Origin of the sequence: Agrobacterium sp. DSM 25558, assembly GCF_900100825.1 — a bacterium.
In the GTDB taxonomy this organism is placed as follows: domain Bacteria; phylum Pseudomonadota; class Alphaproteobacteria; order Rhizobiales; family Rhizobiaceae; genus Agrobacterium.
Window position 1 is genome coordinate 83,416 of record NZ_FMUD01000016.1, and the last position, 23,994, is coordinate 107,409.

25 protein-coding genes are annotated in these 23,994 nt (G+C 58.4%); 5 read left to right on the forward strand and 20 right to left on the reverse strand.

Annotation, left to right across the window (positions count from 1 at the left end; genetic code table 11):
* Positions 1–186 precede the first annotated feature (186 nt).
* Complete coding sequence (gene nac, locus DSM25558_RS14995; protein WP_077105579.1) at positions 187–1,104, forward strand: nitrogen assimilation transcriptional regulator NAC; 918 nt, start codon at positions 187–189, stop codon at positions 1,102–1,104.
* A 5-nt stretch (positions 1,105–1,109) separates the two neighbouring features.
* Here nac and DSM25558_RS15000 read toward each other — a convergent pair whose 3' ends face one another.
* The 12 genes from DSM25558_RS15000 to DSM25558_RS15055 all read right to left on the reverse strand — a co-directional run bounded on the left by DSM25558_RS15000 (position 1,110) and on the right by DSM25558_RS15055 (position 11,261).
* On the reverse strand, positions 1,110–2,312 hold the full coding sequence (locus DSM25558_RS15000; protein ID WP_077105536.1) for a pyridoxal phosphate-dependent aminotransferase: 1,203 nt from the start codon (positions 2,310–2,312) through the stop codon (positions 1,110–1,112).
* Positions 2,313–2,359: 47 nt separating this feature from the next.
* Entirely contained in the window at positions 2,360–3,127 is a 768-nt protein-coding gene (locus DSM25558_RS15005; RefSeq protein WP_077105537.1) for a 5-oxoprolinase subunit PxpA, read from the reverse strand.
* A gap of 16 nt (positions 3,128–3,143) precedes the next feature.
* The gene (locus DSM25558_RS15010) at positions 3,144–4,139 is read right to left on the reverse strand and encodes a 5-oxoprolinase subunit C family protein (RefSeq protein ID WP_077105538.1); all 996 of its coding nucleotides are present in this window, start codon (positions 4,137–4,139) and stop codon (positions 3,144–3,146) included.
* Positions 4,136–4,843, reverse strand: a complete 708-nt coding sequence (pxpB, locus tag DSM25558_RS15015; protein WP_077105539.1) for a 5-oxoprolinase subunit PxpB — start codon at positions 4,841–4,843, stop codon at positions 4,136–4,138. Before pxpB ends, DSM25558_RS15010 begins: the two co-directional genes overlap by 4 nt.
* A complete protein-coding gene (locus tag DSM25558_RS15020; RefSeq protein ID WP_077105540.1) occupies positions 4,840–5,241 on the reverse strand; it encodes a biotin/lipoyl attachment domain-containing protein in 402 nt (133 codons plus the stop codon). The genes pxpB and DSM25558_RS15020 overlap by 4 nt, the downstream gene beginning before the upstream one ends.
* Positions 5,238–6,629, reverse strand: coding sequence for an acetyl-CoA carboxylase biotin carboxylase subunit (gene accC / locus DSM25558_RS15025; RefSeq protein WP_077105541.1), 1,392 nt, complete (start codon positions 6,627–6,629; stop codon positions 5,238–5,240). Before accC ends, DSM25558_RS15020 begins: the two co-directional genes overlap by 4 nt.
* Positions 6,629–7,039, reverse strand: a complete 411-nt coding sequence (locus DSM25558_RS15030) for an acetyl-CoA carboxylase biotin carboxyl carrier protein (protein ID WP_077105542.1) — start codon at positions 7,037–7,039, stop codon at positions 6,629–6,631. Before DSM25558_RS15030 ends, accC begins: the two co-directional genes overlap by 1 nt.
* A gap of 417 nt (positions 7,040–7,456) precedes the next feature.
* Positions 7,457–8,131, reverse strand: a complete 675-nt coding sequence (locus DSM25558_RS15035; RefSeq protein WP_077105543.1) for a 4-carboxy-4-hydroxy-2-oxoadipate aldolase/oxaloacetate decarboxylase — start codon at positions 8,129–8,131, stop codon at positions 7,457–7,459.
* Positions 8,132–8,149: 18 nt separating this feature from the next.
* Positions 8,150–8,881 carry an amino acid ABC transporter ATP-binding protein gene (locus DSM25558_RS15040; RefSeq protein ID WP_077105544.1) on the reverse strand — a complete coding sequence of 244 codons (732 nt, stop codon included), beginning with the start codon at positions 8,879–8,881 and terminating at the stop codon, positions 8,150–8,152.
* Positions 8,878–9,588, reverse strand: a complete 711-nt coding sequence (locus DSM25558_RS15045) for an amino acid ABC transporter permease (protein WP_077105545.1) — start codon at positions 9,586–9,588, stop codon at positions 8,878–8,880. Before DSM25558_RS15045 ends, DSM25558_RS15040 begins: the two co-directional genes overlap by 4 nt.
* Entirely contained in the window at positions 9,588–10,286 is a 699-nt protein-coding gene (locus tag DSM25558_RS15050) for an amino acid ABC transporter permease (RefSeq protein ID WP_077105546.1), read from the reverse strand. The genes DSM25558_RS15045 and DSM25558_RS15050 overlap by 1 nt, the downstream gene beginning before the upstream one ends.
* A gap of 135 nt (positions 10,287–10,421) precedes the next feature.
* The gene (locus tag DSM25558_RS15055) at positions 10,422–11,261 is read right to left on the reverse strand and encodes a transporter substrate-binding domain-containing protein (RefSeq protein ID WP_077105547.1); all 840 of its coding nucleotides are present in this window, start codon (positions 11,259–11,261) and stop codon (positions 10,422–10,424) included.
* A 125-nt stretch (positions 11,262–11,386) separates the two neighbouring features.
* Here DSM25558_RS15055 and DSM25558_RS15060 point away from each other — a divergent pair, with 125 nt between their 5' ends.
* Entirely contained in the window at positions 11,387–12,325 is a 939-nt protein-coding gene (locus DSM25558_RS15060) for a LysR family transcriptional regulator (RefSeq protein ID WP_077105548.1), read from the forward strand.
* Between the two features lie 10 nt (positions 12,326–12,335).
* Here the strand turns inward: DSM25558_RS15060 and DSM25558_RS15065 are convergent, their stop codons facing one another.
* Together DSM25558_RS15065 and DSM25558_RS15070 are read right to left on the reverse strand one after the other, a co-directional pair.
* Positions 12,336–13,367: an L-idonate 5-dehydrogenase gene (locus tag DSM25558_RS15065; protein ID WP_077105549.1), complete on the reverse strand. Its 1,032-nt coding sequence runs from the start codon at positions 13,365–13,367 to the stop codon at positions 12,336–12,338.
* 11 nt (positions 13,368–13,378) lie between these two features.
* A complete protein-coding gene (locus tag DSM25558_RS15070; RefSeq protein ID WP_077105550.1) occupies positions 13,379–14,326 on the reverse strand; it encodes a 2-hydroxyacid dehydrogenase in 948 nt (315 codons plus the stop codon).
* 98 nt (positions 14,327–14,424) lie between these two features.
* Between DSM25558_RS15070 and DSM25558_RS15075 the strand changes: the two genes are divergently transcribed.
* The 3 genes from DSM25558_RS15075 to DSM25558_RS15085 all read left to right on the forward strand — a co-directional run bounded on the left by DSM25558_RS15075 (position 14,425) and on the right by DSM25558_RS15085 (position 16,805).
* Positions 14,425–15,183 (forward strand): SDR family oxidoreductase, encoded by a 759-nt coding sequence (locus DSM25558_RS15075; protein ID WP_077105551.1) that lies wholly within the window; start codon positions 14,425–14,427, stop codon positions 15,181–15,183.
* 1 nt (position 15,184) lies between these two features.
* Positions 15,185–15,694 carry a gluconokinase gene (locus DSM25558_RS15080; protein ID WP_143240114.1) on the forward strand — a complete coding sequence of 170 codons (510 nt, stop codon included), beginning with the start codon at positions 15,185–15,187 and terminating at the stop codon, positions 15,692–15,694.
* A 73-nt stretch (positions 15,695–15,767) separates the two neighbouring features.
* Complete coding sequence (locus DSM25558_RS15085; RefSeq protein WP_077105552.1) at positions 15,768–16,805, forward strand: LacI family DNA-binding transcriptional regulator; 1,038 nt, start codon at positions 15,768–15,770, stop codon at positions 16,803–16,805.
* A gap of 341 nt (positions 16,806–17,146) precedes the next feature.
* Here DSM25558_RS15085 and DSM25558_RS15090 read toward each other — a convergent pair whose 3' ends face one another.
* From DSM25558_RS15090 to DSM25558_RS15115, 6 genes are read right to left on the reverse strand one after another with little or no spacing between them, the layout of a single operon-like run.
* Positions 17,147–18,199, reverse strand: a complete 1,053-nt coding sequence (locus DSM25558_RS15090; RefSeq protein WP_077105553.1) for an ABC transporter ATP-binding protein — start codon at positions 18,197–18,199, stop codon at positions 17,147–17,149.
* 16 nt (positions 18,200–18,215) lie between these two features.
* Positions 18,216–19,058, reverse strand: coding sequence for a carbohydrate ABC transporter permease (locus tag DSM25558_RS15095; protein ID WP_077105554.1), 843 nt, complete (start codon positions 19,056–19,058; stop codon positions 18,216–18,218).
* Positions 19,048–19,983: a carbohydrate ABC transporter permease gene (locus DSM25558_RS15100; RefSeq protein WP_077105555.1), complete on the reverse strand. Its 936-nt coding sequence runs from the start codon at positions 19,981–19,983 to the stop codon at positions 19,048–19,050. Before DSM25558_RS15100 ends, DSM25558_RS15095 begins: the two co-directional genes overlap by 11 nt.
* Before the next feature lie 10 nt (positions 19,984–19,993).
* Entirely contained in the window at positions 19,994–21,256 is a 1,263-nt protein-coding gene (locus tag DSM25558_RS15105) for an ABC transporter substrate-binding protein (protein WP_077105556.1), read from the reverse strand.
* Positions 21,257–21,305: 49 nt separating this feature from the next.
* Complete coding sequence (locus DSM25558_RS15110; RefSeq protein WP_077105557.1) at positions 21,306–22,907, reverse strand: FAD-dependent oxidoreductase; 1,602 nt, start codon at positions 22,905–22,907, stop codon at positions 21,306–21,308.
* Between the two features lie 5 nt (positions 22,908–22,912).
* On the reverse strand, positions 22,913–23,971 hold the full coding sequence (locus DSM25558_RS15115) for a LacI family DNA-binding transcriptional regulator (protein WP_077105558.1): 1,059 nt from the start codon (positions 23,969–23,971) through the stop codon (positions 22,913–22,915).
* Positions 23,972–23,994: the final 23 nt, after the last annotated feature.

Genomic DNA, 23,994 nt, shown 5'->3' on the forward strand with positions numbered 1-23,994 from the left:
TGGAGCAATAAGCAAGCCTTATGGTGTTGAAAAAGTGTGCAGATGCGCCCAGTCGAGACTGCCATTTTGTACAGCAGCGATGCTCTTAATAGAGTTAAGCGACTGAAATATAATGATCTTGTCTTTGCAAAACTGGAACAAGCCTATATGATAGGCGAAAACATTATAGGACTGGAATGCGACGAGATGGACATCAGACGGCTTAAATCCTTTATCGTCATCGTTGACACCGGCAGCATCACCCGCGCCGCTGATATTCTGCACGTCGCGCAGCCTGCTCTGAGCCAGCAGATCGCAGCACTCGAAGAGCATTTCGGCCAGAAACTTCTGCTGCGGAGCCAGCAGGGTGTCAGCATGACCGACGCCGGGCATGCCGTTTATCGCCACGCCCAGATCATGCTACGGCAGATGGACCAAGCGATGGCAGACGCTTCGGCCGCGGGCAATTCGCTTGCCGGTCGTGTCTCGGTCGGCCTCGTGCCCTTCAGCAGCGCGGCGACACTTTCGGTGGAACTGCTGGCGGAAACCCGCAAGCGTCATCCCGGCATTCTTTTGCATCTGACCGAAAGTGTTGGCCAGACCTACAGCCAGATGATCATGACAGGGCGGCTGGAAATGGCGCTGATCCACGGAACAGGGCCGATCAAGGGCGTCAAGTTCGAACCGATCTTGAGTGAAGAGTTTTTTCTTGTAGCTCATCCGAATTTCGCGATTGAGGCAGACGACAAGCCGGTCAATGTAACCGCACTGGATGGCCTGCCGCTTTTGATGCCACCGGCCTACAATTTCGTCAGACGTGCGGTCGATACCGCATTCACACGCAGCCGTGTCAACCTTAAGGTGGTTGGAGAAGTGGAAATTGTCCGGACGTTGACGCGGGCCGTCAGTGCCGGGCTTGGTGCAACGATCATGCCGCGGGCTATTGCCGACCGGATTCTGACGGAATCCAGCGAGCCGCTGATCTGCCGCATGGTCTCGCCCCGCATCGACGAGACGCTGTCGCTGTGTGTCGCCGATGGGGTCTCAATGTCGGAACCTGCCGCAGCCGTTCGTGACATTCTAATCGAGCTGACCGCGAGACTTAAGACGCCGCGCGGCCAATAGCAATATTAGCGTAGTTCGGAGCAGAACTGGCTGATACGGGCGCACGCCTCGGTCAGTTTTTCCATGCTGGTGGCATAGGAAATTCGGAAGAACGGGCTCATGCCATATGCTGCTCCCTGGACTGTCGCGACGTGATGTTCGTTGACGAGAGCCATAACAAAATCAGTGTCGGTCTCGATCTTGTGGCCGGCCTTCGACCTTTTGCCGATAAGGCCCGACATGTTCGGGAAAATGTAGAAGGCACCTTCCGGCTTATGGCAACGCAGACCGTTAATCTTCGCCAGCTCGGACAGCACGAAGTCGCGGCGCTGCTTATAGATCGAAGCGCGTTCCTTTAGCAGATCCTGCGGCCCGTCGAGCACGGCGACCGCCGCCGCCTGCACCACAGTTGAAGTGCCGCCACCGTTCTGGCCGTTGACATTGCTGATCGCTGAAATCAAATCCTTCGGGCCGCCGCAAAAGCCAAGACGCCAACCGGTCATGGCATAGGCTTTCGAGGCACCATTCATCGTTAGAACGCGGTCATAAAGACGCGGCTCGACTTCCGCGATCGTGCAGAATTCGAAGTCGTCGTAGATCAGGTGTTCGTAAATGTCGTCAGTCATGATCCAGACGTGGGGGTGACGCAGCATGACCTCGGCGATCGCCTTCATGTCTTCACGCGAGCATGCCGCGCCGGTCGGATTGTTCGGAAAATTGAGGAAAAGCCATTTGGTGCGAGGTGTGATCGCTGCCTCGAGATCTTCGGCGCGCAGCTTGAACCCATTCTGTTGGGGGCAGGCGACAGGCACCGGAGTACCACCGGCGAATTTGACGATATCCGCGTAACTGATCCACGACGGTGTCGGGATCACCACTTCGTCGCCCGGATTACAGGTCGCCAACATCGCGTTGAAGATCACCTGCTTGCCGCCGCCTGAAACGATGATCTGGCTCGGGTCATAGTCGAGATTGTTGTCACGCTTGAACTTGCGCGAGATCGCGGCCTTCAGGGCCGGAGTGCCATCCATCGAAGGATATTTGGTGTCCCCGGCCAGCGCCGCGGCGTGTGCGGCGTTGACCGCATTCGATGGCGTCGCGAAATCGGGCTCACCGGCCGAAAGGCTAATGACATTGATACCCTGCTCGGCAAGGTCGCGGGCCCTCTGGGTCATCGCGGCGGACGCGGAGATGGAGACATTCTTGAGACGATCGGCGATTGCTGGCATCGGAGTTGGCTTTCGGTAATGTTGGACAGAAGGGTGGGTACGCAAACCTACGCGACAATCTCGGACGCCGGAGCGAGTACTGCGCCCGTGGCTTCGATCTCGCTGCGAACGATCCGCGCAAGATCGAGGGAGCCAGGTGTATCACTGTGGACGAGAATGGAGCGGGCCGGCATGGCAAGCGTGGTGCCATCGATGGTGGTTACAGTCCCGTTTTTCAGGAACTGCCGAACGCGGGCGCGCAAAGCATCTTCCTGTTTGATAACGGCACCCGGCAGGCCGCGCGGCACAAGCTTGCCGTCCTCGGTGTAGGCGCGGTCGGCAAGAAAAAGGAGTAGCGACTTTAATCCCGCTCGGGTTGCTGCATCAGCGATGATGCTACCCGGCATCGCAAAGACGATCAGATTGGCATCGATGGTGCGGATCGCATCCATCATCAAATCGGCAAGAACAGGGTCGCGGTTGACTATGTTGCCCATCGCTGCATGGAAGCTGATATGCGCCACCCGAACCTGCTCACCCTTTGCCACCGCTATCAGCGCACCCAGTTGATAGAGCATTTGCTGGCGCAGTTCGTCGTTGGAGAAGGGTATGTCCCGTCGGCCAAAACCCTGCCTGTCAGGCAGGCCGGGATGGGCACCGATGCCGACGCCGCTGGCCTTCGCGAGCCGCACCATACGCGCCATCGTATCAGGGTCACCGGCATGGAAACCGCAGGCGATATTCGCCGAGGAAACAACTTTCATCAGCGCTTCGTCGTCACACAAGCTGTAGGGACCAAAGCCCTCGCCCATGTCTGAATTCAGGTCGATCTTCATGGCTCTCTCCCCAAGGTCAGCGTCCGGCAATAGTCTTCAAGGCACGCCCAACCATTTGCGCGGAGCTGGATATGTCTTCGAGATAGGTGGCAATTGCCTGGTCCAGCGCGCGGGCCTGGGCATGGCTGGAGCGCACGAAACGCAACCGACTGCCACTGCGCGCCTGACCAAGCCGCCACAGATCGGCCTCAACGATACCTGCAATCTTTGGATAGCCGCCAGCGGTATTGGCATCGCTCATCTGGATGATCGGCTCACCCGCGGGAGGCACCTGTACGACACCGGCAACAATGCCATGAGAGCGCATTTCAATCGCCGCCACTGGCCGGATGGGCTCGCCGGAAAGCCTGTAACCGGTGCGGTCGCTTTGCGATGAAATCTTCCAGCTCTGGTTCCAGAACCGCTCCGCATCAACCCCGAACAGATCGTGTTCACCAGCGAGCAAGGCCCTGATGAGCAAAGTGCCATCGTTTTGAACAGGAAAAAGCGTTTCCATTTCGAGCATCGGTGGAACGACACCGAACCCTTCGTCAGCAAGTCCGGAGATTGAGGCTTTACCGAGAGGGAGCAGATCACCTTTCTTCAGGGAGCGTCCCTCCATGCCGCCGAATGCGCCACGCAAGGACGTGCTGCGAGACCCCATGACGGGTGCAACGTCCACCCCGCCGCCGAAAGCGACATAGGCACGGGCAGAGCCGACAGCCGGTGTTATTTCTAGAACCTGCCCTGCATCTGCAGTTTTCATCCACCACGGCGGCATGGCAATACCATCGAGTTTAGCACTGCCGCCGCCCGTGACGGCAACGGCCGTTTTTGTGCCAAAACGCATCCGAAACGGAAATGTCTGCAACTCAACTGCCGCATCACCCGCTTGATTGCCGACCATAAGGTTTGCGACCTTCAGTGCCAGCGGGTCCATCGCACCGCTGACGGTCACGCCGATGTCGCGGTAGCCGGTTCGGCCAAGGTCTTGAATCGTGTTCAGCGGTCCGCTATCGATGATCTCGATCATAGCTCGATCCTTTCCGGGATGAAACGTACGATATCGCCGGGTGCCATGATTGCAGGCACCGATGCACTTGGATCAAACATGGGCAGATCGGCAAAGCCAATCGAATTCCAGCCGTTCGGTCCGGTCAGCACCGCAACGCCGGTCTGCATGCCGCCAATGGTGACGCATCCCTTTGCCATTTTCAGCGATGGCACGGTCTTGCGCGGCATATGGATACGTGGATCAAGTCCGTGCAGATAACCGAAGCCCGGCGCGCTTCCGAGTGCAAACACTGTGTATGTGCCCTCGTGATGAATGCGAACGATCTCTCTGTCGCTCAGTCCAGAAAGCGTGCAGAGTGCGGCAAGGTCGGTGGCGTGTTCGCCGCCGTAAGTCACTGCGATCTCGATCGTTTTGCCGTCGATGTCGATGCTTTCGGCACGCTCCCAGGTATCGCGGAGCCGTGTCATTACCATATCTGGATTTTCGGGTACGGATTTGAATATGGCAAGGAGGTTGGTCATGCCCGGCACGGTCTCGACAATATCGTCCCAGGTAGAAACCTCATGCGTCAGCGCCCAGATGCGACGCTGTGCGGCGAGATCGAATCTTCCGGGCGCTTCAAGCAGAAAGGCCCGGCCACCAATCGGCGATATTTGCGGGCGCTCCTGCACAGAAGGCGCTCCAAGCGGCTGACTGACGAGAAGTTCAGATTCAGGGATCATGAATGACTCTCGATTTCGAAGAGAGGATCGCCATAGCCGACAAGCGAATTGTTTTCCGCAAGAGCGCGTGTCAGTGTCCCGGCTTTACCGACCTTGACCGGCAGCAGGATCGGGCCGACGCGGATGAAGCCCAGTATCTCCCCGGTAGCAACATTACCCGAAAGAGAGCGAGATGGCGTTTGGTAGCTCGTAAAAACGCCCGCCAGTTGACCCCTGACAACGTCTTTGCCCACCCCCTTGGCAGCATTGATCAGCACCGAAGCACCGCCGTTTTTCTCCACGACAATGCGCAATTTCCCGCGCGGCTGTTCGATCTCTATGCCATCGACACCGGCCTGCGTCAGAGCTGCGGAAAGCGCAGCGAGCACTGCGGGATCGCTAAAATCGATTTCGCTCATGACGCACTCCGACGCTTCAGCCATTTTTCGAGATAGTGGATATCTGTACAACCGGCAGCAAAGTCTTCGTCCGTGAACAATGCCCGCAACAGGGGCAGGTTGGTGGAAATACCCTCGATCTGCGTTTCCTCTAGTGCCGCCCGCATCGTGACGATAGCCTCGGCACGGGTTTGAGCATGCACGATCAGCTTGCCAATCAGCGAGTCGTAATAGGGCGGTACCTTGTATCCGGCATGCACATGCGTATCGACCCGGATGCCGGGCCCGGACGGCAGATGCAAGCTGGTGATGGTGCCTGCAGAGGCCAGAAATGTTTCGGGGTCTTCAGCGTTGATACGGCATTCGAAGGCATGTCCTTTCGTCGCCACATCTGCTTGCGTCAGACCAAGAGGAATCCCCTGCGCAGCCTTGATCTGCGCCTGCACAATGTCAACGCCGCTGGTCATTTCCGTAACCGGATGTTCGACCTGCAAACGGGTATTCATCTCGATGAAATAGAAACCCTCATCTTCATAGAGGAACTCAAAAGTGCCGACGCCGCGATAGCCGATCTGCTGGCAGGCGGTGACGCAGGCCTCTGCAACCGGACCGATGATTTCTGCCGGAATGCTCGGTGCGGGCGCTTCCTCGACGACCTTCTGATGGCGGCGCTGCATGGAACAATCGCGGTGGCCGAGCCAAACCGCATTGCCATGCACGTCGCAAAGCACCTGGATTTCGACATGGCGGGGATGCTGCAGGAATTTTTCAATATAGAGCGAGTGCGTGCCGAAAGCCTGACGCGCTTCTTCGCGGGTCGTTGATATGGATTCATGCAACACGCTGGCATCCGTCACCACCCGCATGCCACGTCCACCGCCACCACCGGCCGCCTTGACGATCACCGGGTAGCCGATTTCCGCAGCGATCTTCTCGACGGCGACCTTGTCGTCGGGCAACTCGGAATCGGGTCCGGGGACGCAAGGGACGCCAGCCGCGATCATCGCAGTCTTTGCGGCAATCTTGTCACCCATCGTGGCAATGGACTGCCACGTTGGGCCGATGAAGACCATGCCAGCGTCTTCCACTGCCGCCGAGAACGCCGCGTTTTCGGAGAGAAAACCATAGCCCGGATGCACCGCTCCGGCACCGGTCATCCGGGCAGCCAGCAGGATGGCATCGTCGTTGAGGTAGCTCTTGCCCGCACTCGCCGGGCCGATACAAAGGAACGTGTCGGCAAGCTCGCCATAGCTTGCCTGCCGGTCGGCCTCGGAGCAGACCATAACCGTCTTCAGCCCGAGATCCCTGCATGCCTTGAGGATACGCAGGGCAATTTCGCCACGGTTGGCGATGAGGACAGTATCGAAGCGGAGTTTCCGCTCCGCGTGTTCAGGGGCAAACTGCGGCATCAAATTATCTCCGCCAGAAGGTCACCGACCTCGACTTCGCCGCCATCCTTGGCAGGCAGGCTGACGATACGGCCATTGCTTGGCGCAACGATGTTGTTGAAGACCTTCATCGCCTCAATGATGAACAAGGTCTGACCAGCCTCGACCACATCGCCAAGCGCGACAAATGGCTTTTCGCCGGGTGCAGAGGCTGCGTGGAGCAGACCGAATATCGGCGAGGTAATGGCGGTTGCCTCGGATACAGGTCCGGCGTTTTTCACCGGCTTTGTATCGCTAACGCCAGCCGCTGGCGCGCCGGACTTTCCGGCACGAAAAATTCTCACGGTTGTTTCTTTTTCCGTGACCGTGAGTTCGTTGATGTTCGATTGGCCGACGAAGTCGATCAGTGTTTTGATTTTCGAGAGATCCATGCCTCACCCATGCCAACGCCGTTATAAATCCGCTGGCATATGCAGCGTCAGGCGCAATTCTGAGTACATCAGTGCTTGAGCGATGGGGTCAGACGAAGTTTTAATGGAGCGTTTTTTCGGTTCTCCCATGGTGCCACGATGATGAGAGACGGTCGGGATATGCTGGAATGCTGTAAACACGGCTGAGCCCCGTAAAAGATTGACGGCAAATGCCTTCAACGGGCTGGAGGGTTGTATGCGAACCAGCGTGGTCCGTTCAATTCTTACGCTGCCGACTCTGCGGTCTGGCGCAAAGCCCGACCACGCGTTGTCTGCGACGTGTGGCTGAAAGCCGGCCGAAGCTAGTCAGCGAGCGGCAAGGAACGCGCTGGCCCGTATCAAAGGCCGACGCGTTCCCTTATCTTTGTTTACCGCAAATTAGATGTCGGACTTAAAGCCCTTGGCCTTCAGAACCGGTTCCAGATTGCTGACTTCGATTACCGACTTGCCAGCCTTGTAGGCAGCGATAAAGCCAGCTTCCGCGTCTTCTCGGGCCTGTGACAGCTGCGCCACCTCTTGCGCCTCGGCACGGCGCACAACGACAAGACCGTCGGCATCGCCGACGATGATGTCGCCGGGATAGATCAACTCACCACCGATGATGATTGGATCATTGACCGAGGTCAGGGTCTCCTTGACCGTACCCTTGATGCAGACGCTGAGTGAAAATACCGGAAAGCCGAGGTCGCGAAGCTGCAGCGTATCGCGAACGCCGGTGTCGGTCACCAGTCCGCCGATGCCCTTAGCAAGGCAGGCATTGGCAAGCACGTCGCCGAATGAACCTGCCTCCTCATATTCGCCGCCCGACACCACGATGATATCGCCCGGATTGGCGTAGTTGATGGCAAGCTGCAGCATGATATTGTCACGCGGCGCGCTCTTGACTGTAAACGCAGGACCGCAGAGCTTCATCCGGTAATCGACCGGCTTGATGCGTGAGGACAAAGCGCCACGACGGCCTTGGGCCTCATGAATGGTGGCTGGCGAGAACGGTGCCAACGCTGCAATATCTTCCTGGCTTGGGCGTTCCGGAATCTGCTTGATGTGGATCATGGTGGGTCTCCTTAGATGTTAGTGATTTCTGTGAATGGCAGACATGAATCCCCGAACGTCGGGATGCGTTTCCTTTGAAAAAAACGTGTCCGGCACCGCGTCGAAGGTGAGTTCACCCTTCTTGAGGAACCAGATGCGGTCTGCGACTTCGCGTGCGAAGCCCATTTCGTGGGTGACGCACATCATGGTGATGCCGCCACCGGAAAGCTCTTTCAGAAGCTTCAGTACTTCGCTGACCATTTCCGGATCGAGCGCACTGGTGGGCTCGTCCAGGATCAGGACTTCTGGCTTCAGGATCAGCGAGCGGGCGATTGCCACCCGCTGCGACTGGCCGCCGGAAATATCGGCCGGTAGCGATTGTGCCTTGTCTGCAAGGCCTACCCGCTCAAGCATAAGCATGGCTGCCGGAAGGGCCTGCTTGCGGGATTGGCCGCGCAAACGACAAAGTGGTAGCATGACATTTTCGACAACCGATAAATGCGGGAACAGGTTGAACTGCTGGAAGACGAAGCCGATGCCCGTCCGCAGCTCGTTCACATCGACGGATTTCTCATGAATGCTCCTGCCTGCCAGCGTGATTTTGCCCTTCTGGATAGGCTCCAGCCGGTTGACCGTTCTGACCAGCGTCGATTTGCCCGAGCCAGACGGGCCGCAGAGCACGATGGTCGTCCCCTTCTCGACCGTGGCACTGATATCGTGAATGACCTGAACGGCACCGTACCATTTGGAAACATTCTGGAACTCGATCATGCCACTGCCTCCACGATGACCCGTCCGGTGCGGCGGTTGGCGATGCGTCTTTCGAGCACACCGGTGGCCTGGCTGAGCGCAAAGCACAGCACGAAGTAAGTGCCTGCGAGAATGCCGAATATTTGCAGCGGCTTGGTGACCTCGTTCGAGCTCACCTGCAGCATGGCGTAAGACAGTTCCGGCACGGCGATGATCGAGCCGAGCGATGATTCCTTGATGATCGTTGTTAACTGGTTGACGATGCCCGGAACGACGTTGAATAAAGCTTGCGGCAGAACGATCTTGAAAGTCGTCGGGATATAGCCGAGACCGAGTGACTTGGCGGCTTCCATCTGGCCCCTCGGCAGGCCTTCTATACCAGCAGCGATGATTTCTCCGAGATAGGCAGTCTGGTAGACGACGATCGCAATAATCAGTGTATAGGTCGCGTCGACGGGGAAGCCGATGGCGACAGGTAGCGCAAAATAGGCCCAGAAGATCAGCATCAACAGCGGAATAGCCCGCACGCAATGCACGAAGCCGCTTGCAATATTCTTTAATGGTTTCGAATTGCCGGCGCGGGCAAGTGCAATGAGAATGGCGCAGGGGAACGTTACGATCAGACTGACAAAGGAGATAATTAGCGTCATCGCCAAACCGCCGAGCTTGCCGTGCGGATATTCGCCGATGAGCAGCAAAACACCGTATTCTTGCAGAATCTGGAGCATCACTTCACCCTCAATCGGTAGCGCCTAGACAAGCTCGACGAGCCCCACATGATCGCGAAGGAAATCAGCATGTAGATCGCCGTTACGAGACCATAGGCTTCGAATATCCGGAAGGACTGCTCCTCGACATAGCGTGCCTGATAGCTTAGTTCGGCAACACCGATACCGGCGGCAAGGCTGGTGCCCTTGAAAAGGATTAGCGTCTGGCCAAGCAATGCGGGCAGAGCCAGCCGCCAGGCTTGAGGCAGGATCACCCAGCGCATGGCACCGAGATAGGTTAGACCGATGGAACGTGCGGCTTCCATCTGAGCGGGATGGATCGAGCGGAGGCCGCTGCGGAAATCCTCCGACATGTAGGCGGCCTTGTTCAGCGCCAGCGCGACTATGGCGTAGCCGATCTCGGCCCCTATGTCGTTCAGATAATCGTTGACAGCATCTGGCAGCACGACAGCGAAGCCGAAATACCAGACGAACAACTGGATCAGGATCGGTACGTTGCGGTGATATTCAACGAAGGCGGCGACGAGGATTTGGGTCGGCCTGAAATCGATTGCCCTGACGACGGTGAGGAACACAGCCAGGACCAGACCGATCACCCAGGAAATCGCAAACAGAACCATCGTGGTCTGCAGACCTTGCAGGATGAGATCGAGATACTCCCCCTGTAGAACTTTGCTGAAATCGAATTGATAACCCATGTCGATGCGGTCTCACTCCAGCGCTTGGCGAAGTTCTTCCAAGCTCATGGAAGGCTGCGCTCATTTCTCAATTTCCGTCGTCTTTGAGGTTTGATCCGGCCGGGGGGCATCGGCCCGCCGGGTCATTCTCGATGCTTATTCGGGAAACCAGCTCTCTTGCGGTTTGCCGAACGCAAACTTGCGTTCCGCCTTCAGGTCGGAATCCTTGCCGAGCCATTTGTCAAAAAGCTTCTGGCCCTCGCCGGAAGTTTCAAGCCCAGCCAGAAAAGTATTGGTTGCCTTTACCAGTTCTGGCGAGCCTTTGCGGAAGGCAAAGCCGGACGGCATCGACAGCAACGGCTCATCGAGAAAACGAAGGGCCTTGATGTCAGCGCCCGCGTTGCGCTCGACGGCCTTGCCTTCGGAATAACGATAGACCGTGGCTTTCACCTTGCCTTGCTGCAGAGCCAGGAACGATGCGGCACTGGTTTCAAACGAGAGTACTCGCGCATCTGGAACGCGCTTTTCGGTGATGGGAATTAGAACAGAGCCCTTGACAAGGCCGATACGCTGGCCGGCCAGATCGTCAACCTTTTTGATATCGGATTTGTCGAGAACGACGAAATTGAAGTCTTCGGCAACATAGGCACCGCTGAAATCGACCTGCTCGGCACGCTGCTTGCTGTAGCTCAAAAGCGAGGCCAGAATATCGACACGCCCCTGCGTCAGTTCGGCCATGCGGGTCTGCGGTGATACTGCAATCAGTTTTGGCGTGACGCCGAGATATTTTGCCAGCATCTGGCAGATTTCGATCTCGTAGCCGGCGGGCTCACGGGTTTTGGGGTCTTGGAAACCCAGCGGGGGTGAGTTTGTCAGGACGCCGCAGTTCAACGTGCCTGCAGCCTTGATATCATCGAGCTGTTCTGCGGAAGCGATCGTCGATAGGCAAGCGGTGCCGACAAAAACGGCGGCAGCCAGGATGTGCTTCAATGTCATTATGGTCCTCCTCGGCAGCATCCTCCTGCTGCAAGACATATTTGTAGGGGGGAGCCACTATTCAAACAAATAGATATTGAGGATAACTCCTATATAGATCCATTATATCAAACTCGGGACATACGATGGCAATCGATCTGTTGAAAATGCGGTATTTCGCCAAGATCGCCGAGCTAGGCTCGTTCACGCGCGCCTCCACCGAGCTCGGCGTGGCCCAGCCCGCATTGAGTTCACACATGCGGACGCTGGAAGAACAGTTGGGCGTTCTCCTGCTTAACCGAACCCCGAGGGGTGCCGTGGTGACGGAGGCAGGCCAAATACTGCTGTCGCATGCCCAGGCCATACTGCGCGCCGTGGAGCAGGCTGAAGCCGCGACAAAAGAACAAGCGAAATATCCGACCGGCGACGTCTCACTCGGCATTCTCAGTTCGATCTGCCCCACCCTAACCGTACCGGTGATCGAAGAGTGTTCGCATCGCTTCCCTAAGATCCGCCTGACGGTCAGCGAAGGCGACAGTCAGGCGCTGCGTACCGCAGTGGAGACGCGTGTGCATGATCTTGCCGTCACACTCGAAGGCGTTGCCAAGTCGACTGCGATACCACTGTTCGACGAGACACTTTATGCACTGGGACCGCGGGGGCGATTTTCGACTGATGAGGTGCTGACTGCCGAGGAGGCATTGGGCTTGCCGCTTATCCTGCCGACGCGGCGGCACGGCATCCGAATTCTACTCGAACGGCAGGCGCTGCTTTTGGGGCGCGAATTGAATATAGTGCGGGAAATCGAGGGCGTCGCCAGCACCAAGGCAGCGATCCGCGCAGGCCACGGCCTGACTATTTTTGGTCGCGCCGCCGCTCATGTCGACCACGAGAGCGGTGATCTTTCGGCCGTAGCGGTGTCGCATCCCAGTCTAACGCGAAGATTGGTCCTCGATATGCCGGTCAACCATCCTACGACCCGCGCCGTAAACGAAGTCCGCAACATCCTGCTGGCCGTAGTTCGGCGTCTTGAGCTGCAGGGCCACTGGACCTGCCTGCCGCAGGCAAGGGCGACAGGTCAGTGATCGAGGTGTATCACGAAAACGAAATCTGCGCTTTCATTGCCTGACTGCGATCGGAAGCAATCTCAAACGCTGAAAGCGCCTCCTCCAGCGGGACGGTGTGCGTGATCAACGGCTTGACGTCGATCAGCCCTTTGCGCATTAGTTGAACGCCCGTCGAAAACTCCTCGTGGAACCGAAACGAACCGCGCAGGTCGAGTTCCTTGGCGGTTATTGCCATCATCGGCAAGCTCATGTCACCACTAAGGCCGAGTTGAACGATTATGCCGCGCGGGCGAAGCACCGCGATGCCGCCTGTCAGTGCAGCAACAGCGCCAGAGCATTCGTAAAGAATGTCGAACGTTCCCTTGTCGGCGGAATAAGCAGTCAGCGCATCCGGCTCGTTCTTAGTATTGATGATACGGTCTGCACCGGCTTTCTTGGCCATACTCAGCGTAAAATCAGAAAGGTCTGTCGCTATGATCTCGGAGGCACCGGCACGACGGGCAGCGAGGATCGCCAGGACGCCGATCGGGCCGCATCCAGTGACAAGCACGCGCTTACCGAGAAGTTCACCCGCACGATTGGTGGCATGCAGTACGACGGCCAGTGGTTCGGCCATCGCTGCTTCACCTGGCGTCAGGTCACCTGCAGACACGCATTGAATGGCATCAGCAACAAGGCTCTGCCGAAAGGCACCCTGGATATGTGGAAACGGCATGGCGCTGCCGTAAAAACGCATGTTGAGGCACTGGTTGTGAAGACCCTTTTGGCAATATGTGCAAGCCCGGCAGGGACGCGACGGCGACACAGCGACGAGTTCGCCGACTGACAAACCTTCAACGCCTTCCCCCAATTCCTCCACATAGGCCGAAACCTCATGCCCAAGGATCATCGGTTGCCTCAGACGAACTGTACCAAACCCACCGTGATTGTAATAATGCAGGTCGCTGCCGCAAACGCCACCCGTAGCGAGTCGCAGTCTGACTTCGCCGGGGCCAGCTTTTTTATCCTGAACGTTTTCGATTCGCAGATCTTTGGCCGCATGTGCAACAATAGCTTTCATGATCGTTTACCTCACAGAACCGGGGTCGGGAGCGTTGCGCCCGAAAAATAAGCTTCGAGATTGTCGCGAACCAGCTTTCCCATCGCCTGACGGGTTTCTAACGTGCCCGACGCATGATGCGGCTGCAGCAATACGTTGCCGAGCGCCAGGAAACGGGGGTTGAGCTTTGGTTCGCCCTCGAAGACGTCGAGCGCAGCAGAGCCTAGCGTGCCGTTTTCCAATGCCTCGAGAAGACTTTCTTCGTCGATGTTTGAGGCGCGGGAAATATTGATCAGCATGCCTTCGGCACCGAGCGCGGCAATAACGTCCTTGCCGACGATATGGCGAGTCTCGGCCGAGGCCGCCAGCGTCACGAACAGGAAATCGACGTTTTTCGCAAGCTCGACTGGGTCGGCGACGAACGTCATGCCTTCGGCAAAAGATTTCGGTCCGACATCACTATAAGAAATCTGCATGTCGAAACCCTTCAGGCGTTTGGCGACTTCGAAGCCGATGCGTCCCAGGCCGAGAACGCCAGCACGACGACCCCAAACACGACGCTTGAGAGGATAAAGACCCTTGGCACTCCAACTGCCGTCCTTAACCCAGACTTCGGCACCGATCATGCCGCGCGACTGGCAGAGCATCATTGCGATACCGAGATCAGCTACATCATTGGTCAGTACATCAGGCGTGTTGGTGACGCGGATGCCCTTTTCCCGGCAGGCGGCCAGATCGACTGCATCGTATCCTACCCCATAGACTGAGATGACTTCGAGGTTTGGACAGGCCTCGATCATCGCCCGATTAGCACCGAGCTCGCCACGCGTGGCAATGCCTCGAATGGCGGGACCAACCTCAGCAAGGAAGGAAGGCTTGTCGGCTGCGTCGAAGTATCGGTGAACTTCGAAGGCGGCATTGAGGGGCTCTTCGTCCCACTGCGGATAAGGGCCGACTTGGAGGATCTGCGGCTTTGTCATTGTGGTAGTCGCTTTCATTCAAAAGTCTTGACAGGATATGTTATCGATAACATAAGCATTGACACTAAAGTTTGTCGAGATAAAAATCGGAGAAAAACGTGTCGCTGCATCTTTTCGACCTGAGAGGGAAACGCGCCCTAATTACCGGATCGTCGCAAGGAATAGGGTTTGCGCTGGCCAAAGGTTTGGCAGAAGCCGGTGCCTCAATCGTGCTCAACGGACGCGACGAAACCAAACTCAAGGCCGCCACAGAAGGATTTGATACACCGGTTGCTAAACTGCCATTCGATGCCACAGATCACCAGGCAGCACGCGAAGCCGTTGATCGCTTCGAGACCGAAACCGGTGCCATCGATATTCTCGTCAACAACGCAGGCATGCAGTACCGCTCAGCGTTGGAAGACTTTCCGTCCGACGCCTTCGAGCGTCTGTTGCGTACCAATGTTTCCAGCGTCTTTAACGTTGGCCAGGCCGTCGCCCGCCACATGATCGCACGTGGCAAGGGCAAGATCATCAATATCGCCAGCGTCCAGACCGCCCTCGCTCGCCCCGGCATTGCCCCCTACACGGCCACCAAGGGTGCTGTTGGTAACTTGACCAAGGGCATGGCGACCGACTGGGCGAAACACGGTCTGCAGTGCAATGCCATCGCACCAGGTTACTTCGACACGCCGCTCAACGCTGTCTTGGTAAGCGACGAAACCTTCTCCGCTTGGCTGGAGAAGCGCACGCCTGCCGGTCGCTGGGGTCGCGTCGAGGAACTTGTCGGTGCCTGCATTTTCCTGTCCTCGGATGCTTCTTCCTTCGTCAACGGCCATACGCTTTATGTCGATGGCGGCATAACAGCATCGCTTTGAGATGGGGAAGCTGACCCGTATCGTAATCATGGGCGTGTCGGGCTGCGGCAAGTCTTCGGTAGGTGAAGCGCTCGCCGTAGCCCTTGGCGGCCACTATATCGACGGCGACGACATGCACTCACCGGACAGCATCGCCAAGATGCAGGCCGGTATGCCGCTCGTGGACAGCGATCGGTGGACTTGGCTGGATCGGGTTGGCTACACGCTGGCCAAGCGTGAGAGTTTGACAATCGTTGGGTGCTCGGCACTTAAGCGTGTCTATCGCGACCGCATTCGCAAGAATGCCAACGGAGAAGTTCTGTTTGTTTATCTGTCCGGCGCAAAAGAAGTTATCGCACAGCGCATGGAGGCCAGATCAGGCCATTTCATGCCGGCATCGCTACTCGACAGTCAGTTTGCAGCACTCGAAACGCCGACCGCAGACGAATTCTCGGTGACTGTAACGATCAATCAGCCGCTTGCATCGGTTGTGTTGATGGTAAAGACCTCGATCAAAGCCCTGAAGCATTGAGGCCATCGCTTGCAATGCGGCCCGAAAAGCGATGTAGTACCATGTCAGTAACCCACAGACAGCATTCAGTCCTATGAGCTCACGCCGCAAGCCGCCGATCATGGCAGATATCGCCCGCCTGGCTGGCGTATCGTCGATGACGGTTTCTCGCGCGTTCAAAGCGGATAGCCTAGTCAGTCAGGAAACCCGCAATGCAATTCTGGCGGCGGCCGAAGAACTCGGCTACGTCTTCGACGCCACCGCCTCGAGCCTGCGCTCCCAAAAAACTGATTTTGTTGCCGTCTTAATTCCGTCGATCAACAACGCCAATTTCGCCGATACTGTCTCCGGGCTTTCGGAAGTAATCGAGCGCGCCAATATGCAGACACTACTCGGCTACACCAACTACGATATGCACACCGAGGAGCGGTTGATCGAGCAACTGCTGCGTCGCAAGCCGCAAGCGATCGTCGTTACCGGTGGCCGCCACACAGCACGGGCTCGAAAGCTTCTCGAAAACGCCCATATTCCGGTAATCGAGACCTGGGACGTGCCGGAACACCCGGTCGGTTATTATGTTGGCTTTTCCAATGCCGCAGCGGTGCATATTATGGTCGACCATTTCGTTGCCACCGGTTATCGTCGCATTGCCTTCATCGGTGGCGATGCAGGTGGCGACACCCGTGGCAGCGATCGCCGTCTCGGCTTTCTGCAGGCAATTACAGCGCATGGACTCGATGCCTCGCGGCTGGTCGCCGCTGGTCCGCCTCCGATCTCTATGCGCGAAGGTGCAGAGGCGATGTCCCGCTTGCTTGACAGCTATCCTGACACTGAGGCAGTGATTTGCGTCTCTGACCTTTCCGCTTTCGGCGCTCTCACTGAATGTCAGCGACAGGGTATCGCGGTGCCGGAAAAGATGGCTATTGGCGGCTTCGGCAATTACGAGATTAGCGGCATCTGCGTACCAAGCCTGACCACAATCGACGTCGGCTCCAGGGCGATCGGCGAAAAAGCCGGTACACTTATTCTCAATCTTCTCAATAGACCCTCAGAAGCAGCAGATGCGACGATCGAACCTGAACTCATTGTTCGGGAAAGCTCTATTCGCATAATTGAGGTTTTTGGTGGATAGAATACCTCCGTTGCCAGCTGGTCTGTCACCTTGACCGGAATAAAACCGTGGACACCTTCAGGAGAACCGGAAAATTGCAGCGGATCGGCATACTCAGAGACGCACGTGCCTGCCTCGCGTTCCGTCATTATGCCGATAATCTGTTGGACCGTGAAACGGTTGCGCTTAATTCTCTCGTCCTCTCAATGAGCCGGAGCTTACTTCAAATGGATTAGTTCTGCGGGGCAAGGTCAAAAGGCCCGGTCCTGCCTTGAAGTGCGACTTCTGCCCGTGATTCATGCTTGTTCGCGCACGGAACTCAGACTGTCGTGCTTCGTCCGGATATCATGATGGGCGCTGGGCTATTCGAGGCGCTGACGGCCATCCGCGTCGAACAGATGGATCGCCGCAGCGTCGGGCATTACCTTGATCATAGCACCTGGCGACAGGGCCACGCGCTCGCGAAACACGCCGATGACCTTGGTGTCGCCAAGCCGCATCGTGACCTGCGTTTCGGCACCCATCGGCTCGACCAGCAATACCTCGGCCGGGACGCCTGCCGGATCCAGCCTGAGATGTTCGGGCCGGATGCCGAAGATCGCCGGGCGGCCGACATGGCGTTGCGCTTTAATCGGCAATGGCACGGTCAAGCCCGCCGTGGAAAAGCCATCCGGGGTGATCGTTCCTTCAAAGAAATTCATCGAAGGCGAGCCGATGAAACCGGCGACGAAGCGGTTGGCGGGGCGATCGTAGAGATCGAGTGGCGCACCGATCTGCTCCACCCGTCCGCCGTTGAGGACGACGATGCGGTCGGCCATGGTCATCGCCTCGACCTGGTCGTGGGTGACATAGACGGTGGTGGTCTTCAGCTTCTGGTGCAGCGACTTGATCTCGCCGCGCATGACGACGCGCAGTTTTGCGTCGAGGTTCGACAGCGGTTCGTCGAACAGGAATACCTGCGGATTGCGGACGATAGCCCGGCCCATTGCCACGCGCTGGCGCTGGCCGCCGGACAGCTGACGCGGGTAGCGGTCGAGCAGGGCTTCGAGGCCGAGAATGCCGGCCGCCCAGTTCACCCGCTCCTCGATCTCGGCCTTGCTCCCGCCGCGGTGCTCGAGCGAGAAGCCCATGTTGGTGGCGACCGTCATGTGCGGATAGAGCGCATAGCTCTGGAACACCATGGCGATATCGCGATCCTTCGGATCGAGATCGTTGACGATGCGACCGCCGATATCGAGCGTGCCGCCGGTAATGGTTTCAAGCCCGGCGATCATCCGCAGCAGGGTGGACTTGCCGCAGCCGGACGGACCGACCAGCACAACGAACTCTCCGTCCTTGATGCCGAGATCGACACCATGGATGACGTTGACGGAGCCATAGCTCTTGCGGATATCGGAAAGGTTGACCTGAGCCATAATGGGATCCCGTTGTTCAGCCCTTCAGGCCGGTGTGCGCCAGTCCTTCGACGAACTGCTTCTGGGCGATAATGAAGACGATGAGGACGGGCAGCGCCGTCAGCGTGGCGGCGGCGAGCTGGATGTTCCACATCGGCCCCCCATAGGCATCGGTGTATTGCGTCAGTGCCTGCGGCAGGGTGAACTTGTCGGCACTCGACAGGAACACAATCGGTTCGAGAAACAGGTTCCACGAGTGAAGGAAGGTGAAGATCGCGACCGAGGCGAGCGCCGGCTTTGCCAGCGGCAGCGCGATCTTGCGGAAGATCTTGAAGCGGCCGAGGCCATCGACGCGGGCGGCCTCCTCCAGTTCGGCCGGCAGCGTCACGAAGAACTGCCGCATCACGAAGGTCGCGAACACGCTTGGTGCGCCGAAGATCGGCACCAGGATCAGCGGCCAATGGGTGTTGACCATGCCGGCCTTCAGGAAAATCTGGAAGAGTGGCACGATTGTCACCTCCGAAGGGATCAGGAGGCCGAGCAGGACGATCATGAAGATCGTATCTGCGTAGGGAAATCTGATCCGCGCGAAGGCGTAGCCGGCCATCGACGACACGACCATCGTACCGATTGTGACGATAGCGGCGATATAGGCCGAATTCCAGTACTGCTGTACGAAAGGCTGCAGCTCAAAGACTTTCGAGTATGTCGTCCAGTCGTAGGTCTGCGGGATCAACTGCGGCGGGAAGGCAAAGATGTCGCTTATCGGCTTGATCGACGAGGTGACCATCCACCAGGTCGGAAAGACGAACGGAATAAGCAGCACGCACATCAGGCCGTAGAGCGCCACCCGCAGGCGCGGCGAAAGGTCAGTTTTCATAGAACACGATCCTCTTGCGCATCTGCCACTGGGCAAAGGTCAGGACGGCGACGATGACGAAAAGCAGGATGGAGAGCGTCGAGCCGTAGCCGAAATAGTGAAACTGGAAGGCCTGCTGGTAAAGGTAGTAGACAAGTACCGTGGTCGAAACACCGGGGCCGCCCTGGGTGAGTACCGCGATCTGCGCAAACACCTGCAGCGAACCAACGATAGTGATGATCGAGGTCAAGAGGATAGTCGGGCTGATCAGCGGCAGGGTGATCCGGCGGAACTGTTTGAAGGCCGGTGCGCCATCGATGCGGGCCGCCTCGTAAAGCTCCTTCGGCACGCCCTGCAGTGCGGCGAGGAACAGGATCATGTTGAGTCCCACATTCTTGAACACCTGCACGACGATGACCGAGATCATCGCGCTCACGTCCTCGCGCAGCCAGTTCGGGCCCTCGACCCCAATCATCAGCAGCATGCCGTTGATGCCACCGTTCTTCTGCAGCAGAAAGCCCCAGACGATCGTCCAAGCGACCAGCGAGACCACGACCGGCGAGAAGAACAGCGTGCGGAAGACGGCGATGCCGGCGAGCTTCTGGTTGAGCAGAACGGCGAGCAGCAGCGCCAGCGACATGTTGAATACGACGAGACCAACCGAGAAGATGGCCGTAGCGCCGAGCACCTCGAGAAGGTTGGTATCTTCAAGCACCATCCGGTAGTTCTGGCTGCCGGTGAAGGTGAATGTGTTGGCCAGCACATTCCACTCATGCAGCGAATACCAGAACACCAGGCCGAGTGGCACCAGCACGAAGGTGATGATGCCGATCAGTTGCGGCGCGATGAACAGGAAGCCGGCGAGGCTGTCGCGCCGCGCGATCGTCCAAAACGGCGGCGGTGCGCCGGTCTTGGATGTTTCGTGATGATGCTGCGCGACAGCCATGGCGATCTCCTCAGCGCTTCAAGAGCGGGCCGATCTGGCCGCAGATCTTCTGCAACGTGCCGGGCACGTCCGCTTCCGGGCGCCAGACGGCGTCGAGGTTCGAGCGCACCATCTGCTGGATCTGGGCAAAGCCGCTATGACCGGGCATGACCTTGCCGGTGGCGATGCCGTTGATCACGACCTTTTCGATCTGCTCTTGGCTCAGCAGCGGATTGGTCTTCTTCAGCACCTCGGCATTCAGCAGCGACTTGCGTGCCGACGGGAAGAACTGGCTGAGCTTCGCCGAGTTTTCCGGGTTGGTCATGTAGGCGACGAACTCCGCCGCCTTCTTGGCATTCTTGCCCGATTGCATGACGCCGATGCCGGCCTGACCGATCAGCGCATACTCCCCGGCAGAACCCTTGGGTAACGGCACGAGATCCCAGGAGAACGGCTTGTCCTTGGGCAGCAGCGAGGCCCGGCTGATCTGCGTGATTGTCAACGCCGCATTGCCAGCAAAGAAGTCGACGGTTTCGCCGGGGCCGGGCATTGCCTTTTTGGTGAAGATGGCATCGTGGATAAATGACAGAGCATCCGCCATCGGCTTCTCGGCCATGCTGCAAGTCTTGCCATCCTCGCTCCAGGGCGACGCGCCCCAGCCGTTCCAGACCGAGGTTAGATACTGCCAATTCTGGTAGTTGAAATCGCGCACGACCAGGCCGCCCTTCCCGGATTTTCCAACGGCTGAAGCGGTCGCGATGGCGTTCTCCCAGGTCCACTGGCCGCTGGCGATCATCTCTGCCGGCGTCTTGGCACCGGCGGCCTTGATGACGTCGTTGTTGACGAACATCGCAAATGGCGAAGTCGAGAACGGATAGGCATAGAGCGCGCCATCCTGCGTCCAGCGTTCGGTCGCACCGGCGCTGACTTCCTCGAGATTATAGTCTTTGGCCGCCTTCAGCGTGTCCGTTAGCGGATAGAGCGCTCCCGACTTGACGAAGTCGTAGGCCGAGGTCTCGAAAATCCAGGCCATGTCGGGGGCGTTGCCACCGGCAATCTGGGTGGTCAGCGCTGTCGTGTAGGTATCGAACGGCAGTGACTCGTAGGCCACTGTGACGTTCGGATGCTCTTTCTTGAAGCCGGCGGCGATGTCATTGAACAGTTTCAGATGTGCCTCGTTGGCACTCCAGATGGTCATCCGAAGGTTCACGGCGTCCTGAGCCTGGGCAATGCCGCCCAGCCCCAGAACACCGAGCGCGAAGACAGTCGATTTCAACGTCAGGTGATAGGGCATTCCCAGTCCTCCTCCAAAGATGGGTTCGAGCTACAGATGGTAGTTTGGCTTAATAGGCCGCGACCTCGGGCCAGCGGATCTCGATGCCCTCGCGGGTGAGTGCTACTTGGAAATCGTGAAGGTGCTTGTCGTCAGCCTGCACTTGATGCGGCGTCAGGCCCTTTTCGAGACTGAAGGCGGCCAGCATTCCGGCAACCTCGCCGATATTCCACTCGACCGGATGCAGGCGGTAGCAACCGTTGGTGATATGGGTGGTGCCGATGTTCTTGCCGGCCGGGATCAGGTTTTTCATCCGTTGCGGCAGAAGTGCGCCGAGTGGGATCTCGAACGGGCAGGACGGCACGTCGACATAGTTGTCACCACCGGTCGAGGGGTGCAAATCGATTCGGTACATGCCGATGCCGATGCTGTCGCGGTAATGGACAGCACCCTTTTCACCGCGCACCGTGAAGGACAGATCCTGCTCGACGATGCGGGTGACGGGCTTGATGCGACGGCTTTCACGCACATAGGGCGCCATGGCAAGGCCGTGCTCGGTGCCAGTGATGTCGCCACGCAGACGCAGGCCGCGATAACCCACTCCGCCATCGAGCCGCGGCGCTTCCGTCTGCAGCCAGTAGAAGACCGAATAGGACAGATCGGCGGCCGACTTTAGGTGCCGTGCCTTGTCCTCTTCGGAAACGTCGATGATGGTGCCATCCATGTAGTCGATCATCGGCCAGTTCACGAGGCAGATGTCGGACGGGTAGAAGCCCGGCGCGAAATTCTTGCGCGCGGCGATGCGCCGGAAGATCCAGAGGTTCTCGTCACCGCCACCCTTGCGCTGGTCGGCATCGACGAGAAGCGGATCGTCATCGGGATTGGGTGTGAAGGAGCGGGTCGTGTGCTCCAGGGTGCGCGGATGCGGCGCGGTCAGGCCCAGCATCGGGCCACCCCAGAAATGCGGCTGGTACTGTTTCCAATAGTCGTAGTTCTCCGGCTTGTCGATCGTCTGGTCGCCATCTACGTGGTCGATGGCAAAGCAGATCGACACGGCCTGGACATTGTCCGGCTGCGCTTCTGCCGGGGCACTCGGCTCGCCGGTATCAGACTGGGCCTCGAAGCCCTTGGCGTATTCGGTGCCGGTCATCGGCAGGAGATCGCCAAGTTCGGTAGCATCGAGGATGTAATCGGCAAATATCACGATCTCGTTGCCGCTATCGCGGTGGCGGACGGTGATCGAACGGACGGTATCGCCGTCAAAATCGGCTGCCACAGGCCGATAGGGTTGCAGCACCGTCAGGCGGTCAGCGCCGCGATAGGGTGCGAGCATGCTTTCCATGACAGCAAGGCTGACGCGTGGCTCGGCACAGATGCGGCTGACCCAGCCGGCACCGGGATTGAGGTCGCCCCAGGCATGGGCACCTTCGGTTAGCGGATAGTGATCGCGGTAATACTGGCGCACGCCATGGCGCAGCTTGCGATAGGATCGGGTGATGCCGAACTGCTCGACCCATGTGTGTTCGTCGGAGGGCACGGCCTGGCTGGTGAGCTGACCGCCGATCCAGTCATACTCCTCCGTCATGATGACGCGTTTGCCGGACCGCGCAGCACCGAGTGCTGCCGCAACCCCACCAAGACCGCCACCCACGACAAGAATATCTGCTCGCATCTCTTTCACGTCTCACCATCCGTTTTTTGTGCTGGATCTGAAGGACAGGATCCTAGTGTCTCTCCCTCGACGGGCTCGCAGGGAAGAAGGATCTGGGTGCCGATGCTGCCGGTCTCGATACGGGCAACCAGCATGGCTGTCGCCTGCCGCCCCATCTCCTCCCGCGGGATCTCGTAGGAGGTGAAGCGCACCGCGCTGCGTCCGGCGCGGATGTGACTGCCGAGCACGATCATCGACAGATCGCCGGGCACCGAGACTCCACGATCGCGCGCCAAGATCTCCACCCGGACAGCGTCGGCCAGTTCGATGAAGAAGGCTGCCGTTGCGCCCGAGGCTAAGATCGCATTGAGGATCTCTTCGGCCGGGCGATTGACAGTGGCGATATGTAACGCCAGTTGCGCACCGGTGGCCGAAAGCGCCGCCTGGTATCCAAGCCAGCGGTCGGCAACGGATTCCGCCGGGCCCTGCGGCCCGACATAGGCCAGTCTCGAATGCCCGAGCAAACAAGCCTTCTCCACCAGCGCGCGGGTGCCAGCGGCATAATCGCCACCGACGTAAGGAACGGCTCCGCCAGCGTCCTCACGTCGGCCGATCGCCACGAATGGATAATCATCGGCCACCAGACGGGCGAGTTCCGCACGATCAAATTCGCGCCCAAGAACCAGGCAGCCATCGGCAATGCGCAGTCGGTTGTTTTCCGAAAAGATCTTGCGGTTGTTGCCAACGCCGGCGCTGGTTAAAAGCAAAAGGTCGTAGTTCTGTTGCTGCGCTTCTTCCTCGATGCCGAGCAGGAAGGGCGTGAAGAAATCCGCCTGGGCGCTCGGAAAGGCCGGCTCGTACGTAAAGACGCCCAGGATGCGGTTCAGGCCCTTGGCCATCCGCCGGGCAATAGGGTCTGCGACATAACCGGTGGTCTGGATGACCTTCTGGACCCGCTCGCGGGTTTCCGCCGGAATACGTGCCACAGCTGTTGGCGCACCATTCAGGACAAGCGAAACTGTGGCCTGGCTGACGCCTGCGAGCTTGGCGATGTCGATCTGGGTCAGTCGCTTGGTTGCCGCCACGTTGTTGCTTCCATGAGCCGAAA

Bases quoted from the DNA above. Each gene is read 5' to 3' on its own strand.
- nac (WP_077105579.1), top strand. From the start codon at position 187: ATGGACATCAGACGGCTTAAATCCTTTATCGTCATCGTTGACACCGGC.
- DSM25558_RS15000 (WP_077105536.1), bottom strand. From the start codon at position 2,312: ATGCCAGCAATCGCCGATCGTCTCAAGAATGTCTCCATCTCCGCGTCC.
- DSM25558_RS15005 (WP_077105537.1), bottom strand. From the start codon at position 3,127: ATGAAGATCGACCTGAATTCAGACATGGGCGAGGGCTTTGGTCCCTAC.
- DSM25558_RS15010 (WP_077105538.1), bottom strand. From the start codon at position 4,139: ATGATCGAGATCATCGATAGCGGACCGCTGAACACGATTCAAGACCTT.
- pxpB (WP_077105539.1), bottom strand. From the start codon at position 4,843: ATGATCCCTGAATCTGAACTTCTCGTCAGTCAGCCGCTTGGAGCGCCT.
- DSM25558_RS15020 (WP_077105540.1), bottom strand. From the start codon at position 5,241: ATGAGCGAAATCGATTTTAGCGATCCCGCAGTGCTCGCTGCGCTTTCC.
- accC (WP_077105541.1), bottom strand. From the start codon at position 6,629: ATGCCGCAGTTTGCCCCTGAACACGCGGAGCGGAAACTCCGCTTCGAT.
- DSM25558_RS15030 (WP_077105542.1), bottom strand. From the start codon at position 7,039: ATGGATCTCTCGAAAATCAAAACACTGATCGACTTCGTCGGCCAATCG.
- DSM25558_RS15035 (WP_077105543.1), bottom strand. From the start codon at position 8,131: ATGATCCACATCAAGCAGATTCCGGAACGCCCAAGCCAGGAAGATATT.
- DSM25558_RS15040 (WP_077105544.1), bottom strand. From the start codon at position 8,881: ATGATCGAGTTCCAGAATGTTTCCAAATGGTACGGTGCCGTTCAGGTC.
- DSM25558_RS15045 (WP_077105545.1), bottom strand. From the start codon at position 9,588: ATGCTCCAGATTCTGCAAGAATACGGTGTTTTGCTGCTCATCGGCGAA.
- DSM25558_RS15050 (WP_077105546.1), bottom strand. From the start codon at position 10,286: ATGGGTTATCAATTCGATTTCAGCAAAGTTCTACAGGGGGAGTATCTC.
- DSM25558_RS15055 (WP_077105547.1), bottom strand. From the start codon at position 11,261: ATGACATTGAAGCACATCCTGGCTGCCGCCGTTTTTGTCGGCACCGCT.
- DSM25558_RS15060 (WP_077105548.1), top strand. From the start codon at position 11,387: ATGGCAATCGATCTGTTGAAAATGCGGTATTTCGCCAAGATCGCCGAG.
- DSM25558_RS15065 (WP_077105549.1), bottom strand. From the start codon at position 13,367: ATGAAAGCTATTGTTGCACATGCGGCCAAAGATCTGCGAATCGAAAAC.
- DSM25558_RS15070 (WP_077105550.1), bottom strand. From the start codon at position 14,326: ATGACAAAGCCGCAGATCCTCCAAGTCGGCCCTTATCCGCAGTGGGAC.
- DSM25558_RS15080 (WP_143240114.1), top strand. From the start codon at position 15,185: ATGGGGAAGCTGACCCGTATCGTAATCATGGGCGTGTCGGGCTGCGGC.
- DSM25558_RS15085 (WP_077105552.1), top strand. From the start codon at position 15,768: ATGAGCTCACGCCGCAAGCCGCCGATCATGGCAGATATCGCCCGCCTG.
- DSM25558_RS15090 (WP_077105553.1), bottom strand. From the start codon at position 18,199: ATGGCTCAGGTCAACCTTTCCGATATCCGCAAGAGCTATGGCTCCGTC.
- DSM25558_RS15095 (WP_077105554.1), bottom strand. From the start codon at position 19,058: ATGAAAACTGACCTTTCGCCGCGCCTGCGGGTGGCGCTCTACGGCCTG.
- DSM25558_RS15100 (WP_077105555.1), bottom strand. From the start codon at position 19,983: ATGGCTGTCGCGCAGCATCATCACGAAACATCCAAGACCGGCGCACCG.
- DSM25558_RS15105 (WP_077105556.1), bottom strand. From the start codon at position 21,256: ATGCCCTATCACCTGACGTTGAAATCGACTGTCTTCGCGCTCGGTGTT.
- DSM25558_RS15110 (WP_077105557.1), bottom strand. From the start codon at position 22,907: ATGCGAGCAGATATTCTTGTCGTGGGTGGCGGTCTTGGTGGGGTTGCG.